This is a genomic window from Brevundimonas sp. (genome assembly GCF_036732845.1).
GTDB lineage: Bacteria > Pseudomonadota > Alphaproteobacteria > Caulobacterales > Caulobacteraceae > Brevundimonas.
This window is the reverse complement of record NZ_DAINBO010000025.1, coordinates 23,191-30,828: the sequence shown is the minus strand read 5'-3', so window position 1 is coordinate 30,828 and position 7,638 is coordinate 23,191. Positions and strand designations below refer to the sequence as shown.

Sequence of the window (7,638 nt, the reverse complement as noted above, 5' to 3'; positions counted from 1 at the left end):
GCATCGGACGGATGGCGCGCCAGGCCAGCTTGCCGTGGCCGATCTCGCGACGGCCCGGCGAACCCATGCGGCCCGCTTCACCCACCGAATAGGGAGGGAAGTTGTAGTGCAGCAGGAATTTCTCTTTGTACGTCCCGGTCAGGCTGTCGATGTACTGCTCGTCCTCGCCGGTGCCGAGCGTGGCCACGACCAGGGCCTGGGTCTCGCCGCGGGTGAACAGGGCCGAACCGTGGGTGCGCGGCAGGACGCCGACTTCCGAAACGATGGCGCGGACCTTGTCCAGGGCGCGGCCGTCGACGCGGTGGGCGTTCTCGATGATGTCGCGACGCAGGACCTCGGCCTCGCACTCCTTGAAGGCGGCCGAGAATTTCGAGCCGTCGACGCCGTCGGGGTTCTCGTCGGTCTTCACCAGGGCGGCGGCGGCGGTCTTCTTGGCCGCATCGACGCCCGAGCGGCGCTCGTATTTGCCGGCGTGGGTATAGGCGGCCTTGATGTCCGAACCGACCAGCTTCTTGATCGAGGCGACGACGTCCGAGTGGTCTTCGGCGGCGAAGTCGAACGGCTCCTTGGCGGCGTGCTCGGCCAGTTCGATGATGGCGTCAATGACCGGCTGCATGCCCGCGTGAGCGAACATCAGCGCCTTCAGCATGGTCTCTTCCGACAGCTCCTTGGCCTCGGATTCCACCATCATCAGGGCGTCGGCGGTGCCGGCGACGACCAGGTCCAGCTCCGACGAAGCCATCTGGTCCACGGCCGGGTTCAGCACCATCTCGCCGTCGATCATGCCGACGCGCGCAGCGCCGATCGGACCCATGAAGGGCACGCCCGAGATCGTCAGGGCGGCCGAGGCGGCGACCATGCCGACGATGTCCGGGTCGTTCTCCATGTCGTGCTGCAGCACGGTGACGACGACCTGGGTCTCGTTCTTGAAGCCCTTGACGAACAAGGGGCGGATCGGACGGTCGATCAGGCGGCTGACCAGGGTCTCTTTCTCGGTCGGACGGCCTTCACGCTTGAAGTAGCCGCCCGGAATGCGGCCCGCGGCGAAGGTCTTTTCCTGGTAGTTGACGGTCAGGGGGAAGAAGTCCAGGCCCGGCTTGGGCGCGCGGCCATAGACGACGGTGGCCAGCACCACGGTGTCGCCATAGGTGGCCAGGACGGCGCCGTCGGCCTGGCGGGCGATGCGGCCCGTCTCCAGCGTCAGCGGGCGGCCGGCCCATTCGATCGTCTTGCGTTTGATGTCGAACATGTTTCGTCTTTCGTAGTCCGGGCGGCGTATTCCGGCCGGAGTCCCATCAGTGGGGCGGAGCGTCGGGCGTTCAGTCCTTCGGTCCAAGGGCGGCCGCGCCATCGCGGCGAACCCGGGAAGATGAGGACCGGCGTGGCCCTCGCGTATGCGCCATACTCCCGTGGCGCGCGGGTCGATTAGATACGGAAAGAGGCGCGGACATGGCCCGCGCCTCGAATTCCGGCTCCGGGCGCGCTTAGCGGCGCAGGCCCAGCTTGGTGATCAGGGCGGTGTAACGCGCCTTATCGACCTTGATCAGGTGGTCCAGAAGGCGACGACGCTGCGAGACCATCTTGAGCAGGCCGCGACGCGAGTGGTTGTCCTTCTTGTGGGTCTTGAAGTGTTCGGTGAGGTTGGCGATGCGCTCCGACAGGATCGCGACCTGGACCTCGGCCGAGCCGGTGTCGCCCGAGGAACGGGCGTTGTCGGCGATGACTTCGCCCTTGCGGGCAGGCGTAATCGACATCGAGAGACTCCTTATTGGAGATTGAAAACGCGGTCGGGTTCAAGCCGGCCGGCCCGCAACTGACCGAGCGCGACGAGCGTCTGGCCCTGAAAGGCGGAAACGATGCGCGAGCCGTCGCGAAGGCGGCTTTTCAACGTTTCGACCTGTCGGGGGAGCAGTACGATCGGCCGTCCCTGCCGAAGCGAGAAGGCGTCCTGTTCCGTCACGGCCAGCTCCGGGATGTCGTCCAGGGCGGTCGAAACGGGCAGAAGGCCCTCAAAGGCGGCGTCCCTATGCACCAGATCGGTCAGGAAATCCAGCGTCACGGCGTTTTGCGTCGAGAAGGGTCCCACCCGCTCGCGCCTGAGGGCCGACACATGCCCCTCCGCGCCCAGGGCGGCGGCCAGATCGCGGGCCAGGGACCGCACATAGACGCCCTTGCCGGTCTCGATGCGGATCTCGACATGATCAGCGTCGGGCGCGGCCGCGACCTCGGCCGAATGGATGGTCACGGCGCGGGCCGCCAGCTCCACCATCTCGCCGCCGCGCGCCAGGTCATAGGCCCGCTCGCCGTTGATCTTGATGGCCGAAAAGGCGGGCGGGACCTGCTGGATGTCGCCGACGAAGGCGGGCAGGGCCGCCTTCACCGCCTCGACCCTCGGCCGCACGTCCGAACGGCCGGTCTCGCGCCCTTCGCGGTCGACGCTGTCGGTCGAGACGCCCCACTGGATGGTGAAGCGATAGGCTTTGCGCGCCTCCATCATGAAGGGCACGGTCTTGGTCGCCTCGCCCAGGGCGATGGGCAGAATGCCGGTCGCCAGGGGGTCCAGCGTCCCGGCGTGCCCGGCCTTGTTGGCGCCGAACAGACGCCGCACGCGGGTCACCGCCTCGGTCGATCCCATCCCCAGCGGCTTGTCCAGACAGACCCAGCCGTGGATGTTCAGCCCCGACTTGCGCCGCCCCATTACAACGCTCCGAACATCCTTCTCCCCTCGAGGGAGAAGGTGGACCGCAGCGCGGCTCGGATGAGGGGGAGGCCTGAAACACGCTCACTGGCGACGAAGAGGTTCGTGGACGCATCCCCCTCATCCGCCACGCTCCGCGCGGCGCCTTCTCCCCCAAGGGGAGAAGGATGAATCAGGCGGATCATTCCTCGTCCTCGTCATGCTCCAGATCCGCCCGCACGCGCGGGTCGGCGAACAGCCGGTCGATGTGGCTGGCGTTGTCGAAGCTCTCGTCGTGGCGGAATTTCAGATCGGGCGTGAATTTCATGTCCAGCTTGGGACCCAGCCGTCCGCGCAGGAAGCGGGCGTGCGCGTTCAGCGCCTTGATGATCTCGTCCTCGTGGCCCGTGGTCTCGGCCGCGTCGACCCCGGCGCCCAGCGGTTCGACGAAGCAGGTGGCGTGACGCAGGTCGGGCGACATCCGCACCTCGGTGACGGTGATCGACACCCCCTCCAGCGCCGCGTCGTGGATCTCTTCTTCCCTCAGCACGTCGACCAGGGCGTGGCGGATCAGTTCGCCGGCGCGCAGTTGGCGCTGGGACGGACCCTGGGGTCCCGATGCGTTGCGGGTGTGTTGCTTGCGGCCCATGGCGCGCCTCCTGGCCTTCGCCGCCGGGGATCGGACCCGGCTCACAAAAACGAAGGCCGGGGGTCTAGGCCCCTTGGCCCGCACTGTCCAGCGAAGCCCTGTCCACCGCCGCCAGCAGCTCGGCCGAGACGATCGCGCGGAACGGCCGCACCGTCACGCCGCCCGCGTTCAGCAGGCCCGCCGTCCAGTGGTTGCACAGATGCCCGACCCAGAAAGTCTCGACCGAGGCGAAGAAGCGGGCGTCGTCGCCCGCCCGCGCCGCCGCCAGCACCGGCGCCCCGTCCGGCGCCGCCAGCGACGCCTCCAGCCGGTCGCGCAGGGCCGCGAACCCCTGGGGCGACAGTCTCAGCGTCCGGCGCCGTTCGGCCGCGCCCAGGCGGGCGGGATCGCCCTGATAGGGGTCCAGCATCACCACCGAGGCGTTGCCGGGAGCGAAGAAGGCCCGCGCCCCGTCCGCCAGCCGGTTCTGGATCGGGCTTTGATCGACATAGAAGCGCGCGTCGCCCCAGCCGACCAGCACCCAGTCGCCCGGCGGCGTTCGCGCCAGGGCCTGGGCCAAGGTCCCGCCGCCCTCGGCCAGGGCCGCGCGCGGCACGGCCAGGTCGGTGTGAAAGCCGTTGTCCAACAGATAGGCCGTCACCGCCGCCTCGTCGCGGCCCGCCGGAAACGGCGCCTCGCCCGCCCGGGTCCAGCTCATCAGGGCGGCGGCGAACCCCATCAGGGCCGCCGCGCAGATCAGGATCAGCGACGATAGTTCAGGACGGCGCACGGAGCCTCGGGCGATGCGGCGGGTCCGGGCGGCGGCCCGGCGCGGAAGGCGATCAGGGTGACCCGCGGGCCGTCCTGCCGCAAGCCGATCCAGCCGGGCGCGGCGCCCGGGCACAGGGCGGCGGTCGATCCGGCCAGCACCTGGCGCAATTCTATCTGATCGTCCGGTCCCGCGCCGTAAAGACGTCCCAGGGCCGCCTCGCGCCCGAAGGCGATGCGGTGCGGCCGGGTCTTCAGGTCTCCGCCCTGGGCGAACCGCAACTCGGCGCGCACGAAATCGACGTCGCCGGTCGTCGTCCGCGTCGTCCCGTCGGCGGCGGCGAAGACGCCTCGCAGGATCGGGCCGTCATCGGTCTGGGCGCCGGTCTGGGCCGGGACCATCCGCTCCCACTGGCCGCGCGCCGCGCTCCAGGCGCCCGACGCGGTCTGGGCGGCGCGGTCCCACACGGCCACGGCCGTGGGTTCGTCCAGCGCCAGCAGGGCCAGGACCAGGCTCAACGGGAACAGCAAGGCGGCCAGGGATTTCTGGCCGTTGCGGCGGCGGACGGCGGCGGTCATCGCGATGACTTTAACGCCGGATCGCGCCGGAGATACAGCTATCGCGTGTCAGGGGCGCCGCTGGGCGCCGACGGCGGCAAGGCCCATTCGCCGCGATAGCTGTATTCCAGCGTCACGCAGTGGCGCATCGTCCCGTCGGCCCAGCGCCCGACGGCGTGCACGGTCAGGGGTCGTCCCGCCCGCACTCGGCCCAGCACCAGAAAGGCCTGGTCCGAACCCGGACACAGGGCGCGCGACAGGCCGCGCCCGTCGCCCTCTGACGGAACGGTGTAGATCGTCGTCTCGTCCGACCCTTGCGGCAGGGCGCGCCGCACGGCGTCCGGCCCGCCATAGTCGATCCGCGCCGATCCCCGCGCCGTGGTCGAGATGATGCGACGCACCGACACCCCGCCCAGCAGGCCGCGCCGGATCTCCAGCGTCACGCCTCGCGTCAAGGCCTGGGTCACCCGGTCGGCGGCGTCATAGGCCAGAAACCGCGTCTCGGCCCGCGCCGGGGCGGCGACGCCGACCAAGGTCAGGACGGCCAGGGCGGCGGCCGAAACACGCTGTGGGTTCGTCTTCATGTCGGCGACCATACCCTCGTTTGCGGCGAAAACGCGGAGGCGTCTCGCATCCAGGCGGGCGTCACGCCGCGCATCACCGCTCCAACGCCTCGATCACCAGCCCCTCGGTCAGCAGTTGCGGCAGGATGCGCGGCTCCGCCTGGCCGGGCCGGTACAGCAGATACAGCGGCACGCCCGAGCGGCCGTGGCGCGCCAGTTCGCGGGTGATGGCGTCGTCGCGACGGGTCCAGTCGCCGACCAGATAGACGGCGTTCGCCCGCGTCATCGCCTCGGCCAGGCGCGGCGACGACAGCGCCGCCCGCTCGTTGATCTTGCAGGTCACGCACCAGTCGGCGGTGAAGTTGACCAGCACCGGCCGTCCCTCGGCCAGCGCCGCCGAAACGGCCTGGGGCGACCATGGCCGGGACCCCAGGGCCGCGCCCTCGCTCGTCCGGCCCGGCTCCGGCGCGGGCGGCGTCCGCGCCGCCACGACGGTCAGGGCGAAGGCCGAAATCAGGGCCAGGGCGGCGGCGACGGCGCTGATCACGGCGGTTCCGCCTTCGGCCCGGCCCGCCTGATTGACCCCGACCAGCCACAGGCCGAAGGCCGCCAGCACCCCGGCCAGCAAGATCAGGCCCAGGGCCTCGCCGCCGGTCTGGCGCGCGAACACCCAGACCAGCCAGGCCGCCGCCCCATACATCGGAAAGGCCAGGACGCCCCGCAGCCGCTCCATCCACGGACCCGGCTTGGGCAGCCGCCGCAACAGGCCCGGCGACAGGCTGACCGCCAGATAGGGCAGGGCCAGGCCCAGACCCAGCATCAGAAAGACCGTCATCGCCGCGGGCCACGGCATGACCAGGGCCGCACCCAGGGCCGCCGCCATGAAGGGCGCCGTGCACGGCGCCGCCACCACCACCGCCAGCACGCCGGTGAAGAAGGACCCCGTCCCGCCCGGCAGCCGCGCCAGCGGGCCGCTTCCCGCGCCCTGAAGCCCAGCGCCGACGGAATAGACCCCAGACAGGTTCAACCCCACCGCCAGCATCAGCAGGGCCAGGCCTCCGGTCGCCAGCGGACTCTGAAGCTGGAAGCCCCAGCCGACCGCCTCGCCCCCCGCGCGCAGGGCCAGCAACAGCCCCGCCAGGGCGGCGAAGGCCGCCAGCACGCCCGCCAGGAACATCACCCCGTCGCGCCGCGCCTGGGCCGGGTCGTGCGCGCCTTTCGCCAGGCTGGCCGCCTTCATGGCCAGCACCGGAAAGACGCAGGGCATCAGGTTCAGCACCAGCCCGCCCAACAGCGCCAGCAGGGCCGCCTTCAACAGGCCGGGAATGGAGACCGCCCCGGTTGTTCCGGCCTTGGCCGCGTCGGGATCGGCCAGGGCCGCGCCCCCGCTCGCCCCCTCCGGCGCCGCGCCGGGTTCGGCCGTGATGGTCCAGGCGCCGCGGTCGGTCTGCAACACGCCCTCGATCCCGCCCGCGAGCGCTTCGGGCGTCAGGCCGCGTCCAGGCTTCAACGTCAGGGTCAGGCCGCGCGGTCCCGTCTGGCCCGCTTGCGCCGCCGCATGGTCGATCAGCCCGCCCTTGAAGGGAAAGAAATAGGCCCATTTCACCGGTCCCTCGGCCAGCGGCCCTCCGACGGCGGCCAGGCTCAGCCCGCCTTCGATCCGCGTGATCCGCGCCGTGATCGGCGCCGGGCGCGGGGCCTGGCCCAAGGTTCGCTCCACCGCCGCGCCATGGTCGGGGTCCGGCGGCGGCGCCCCCTCGGCCACCGGCAGGACCAGCGACAGGGTCAGGGGTTCCGGCACGCACATCTGGTCGCTGCACACCAGAAACAGCGCCTCGGCCGTCAGGGTCAGGCGGCTTCCCGGCCGCGCCGCGGCCGGAACCTGGATCGGCACGGGCAGATAGACGGTTCCCGAATAGCCGTAGTTCATCAGCCCCAGCAGCCGCTGGCGCTCGGGCGTCGGCCAGTCGATGTCGCCCGCCGTCACGCCCTGGGGCAGGGTCCAGGCCAGGGTGGTCGCTCCGCCCGAGTCGCCCGGATTGCGCCAATAGGTGTGCCAGCCCGGCGCGATCTTCTGGCGCACGGCCACGATCGCCGTCGATCCCGGCGCCGCCCAGCGGCTCATCGGGACCAGCTCCGCCTCGATCCGCTCGGTGCGCTGCGCGCCCAATCCCGGCGTCAGGCCCGCCGCCAGGCCCGGCGTCGCGGCGGTCCCCTGCGCGGCGGCGGGACCCGCGATCAGGCTCAAAAGCAGAAGACACAGGGCGGACAGGCGCAAGGGGACGGGTCTCGTTCGGATCGGGCCGCGACCTTAGACGCCCGCCCCGCCGCCCGCCACCGGGACGCGCCGACGCACCGTCGCCGCCTCTTCTTCAGGCGCGAAAAAGGGCGGCCCGCCACGCGACGGACCGCCCTTGATCATGCGGTCGAGACCCCCGGTCCCG

Annotated in this window: 8 protein-coding genes; all 8 read right to left on the bottom strand. The window is 71.2% G+C overall.

Annotated features, from left to right (window positions below; translation table 11 throughout):
- The coding region (locus V7D63_RS09635) for a polyribonucleotide nucleotidyltransferase (RefSeq protein ID WP_333592060.1) at positions 1 to 1,249 on the bottom strand (1,249 nt) is incomplete at its 3' end.
- 235 nt (positions 1,250 to 1,484) lie between these two features.
- Entirely contained in the window at positions 1,485 to 1,754 is a 270-nt protein-coding gene (gene rpsO, locus V7D63_RS09630) for a 30S ribosomal protein S15 (protein WP_333592059.1), read from the bottom strand.
- A gap of 11 nt (positions 1,755 to 1,765) precedes the next feature.
- Positions 1,766 to 2,698, bottom strand: coding sequence for a tRNA pseudouridine(55) synthase TruB (gene truB / locus V7D63_RS09625; protein WP_333592058.1), 933 nt, complete (start codon positions 2,696 to 2,698; stop codon positions 1,766 to 1,768).
- Between the two features lie 181 nt (positions 2,699 to 2,879).
- A complete protein-coding gene (gene rbfA, locus V7D63_RS09620; RefSeq protein ID WP_333592057.1) occupies positions 2,880 to 3,326 on the bottom strand; it encodes a 30S ribosome-binding factor RbfA in 447 nt (148 codons plus the stop codon).
- Between the two features lie 64 nt (positions 3,327 to 3,390).
- On the bottom strand, positions 3,391 to 4,095 hold the full coding sequence (locus tag V7D63_RS09615) for a DUF2459 domain-containing protein (protein ID WP_333592056.1): 705 nt from the start codon (positions 4,093 to 4,095) through the stop codon (positions 3,391 to 3,393).
- Complete coding sequence (locus V7D63_RS09610) at positions 4,068 to 4,652, bottom strand: hypothetical protein (protein ID WP_333592055.1); 585 nt, start codon at positions 4,650 to 4,652, stop codon at positions 4,068 to 4,070. The genes V7D63_RS09615 and V7D63_RS09610 overlap by 28 nt, the downstream gene beginning before the upstream one ends.
- 38 nt (positions 4,653 to 4,690) lie before the next feature.
- Positions 4,691 to 5,215: a hypothetical protein gene (locus V7D63_RS09605; protein WP_333592054.1), complete on the bottom strand. Its 525-nt coding sequence runs from the start codon at positions 5,213 to 5,215 to the stop codon at positions 4,691 to 4,693.
- A gap of 73 nt (positions 5,216 to 5,288) precedes the next feature.
- The gene (locus V7D63_RS09600) at positions 5,289 to 7,472 is read right to left on the bottom strand and encodes a protein-disulfide reductase DsbD family protein (RefSeq protein ID WP_333592053.1); all 2,184 of its coding nucleotides are present in this window, start codon (positions 7,470 to 7,472) and stop codon (positions 5,289 to 5,291) included.
- Positions 7,473 to 7,638: the final 166 nt, after the last annotated feature.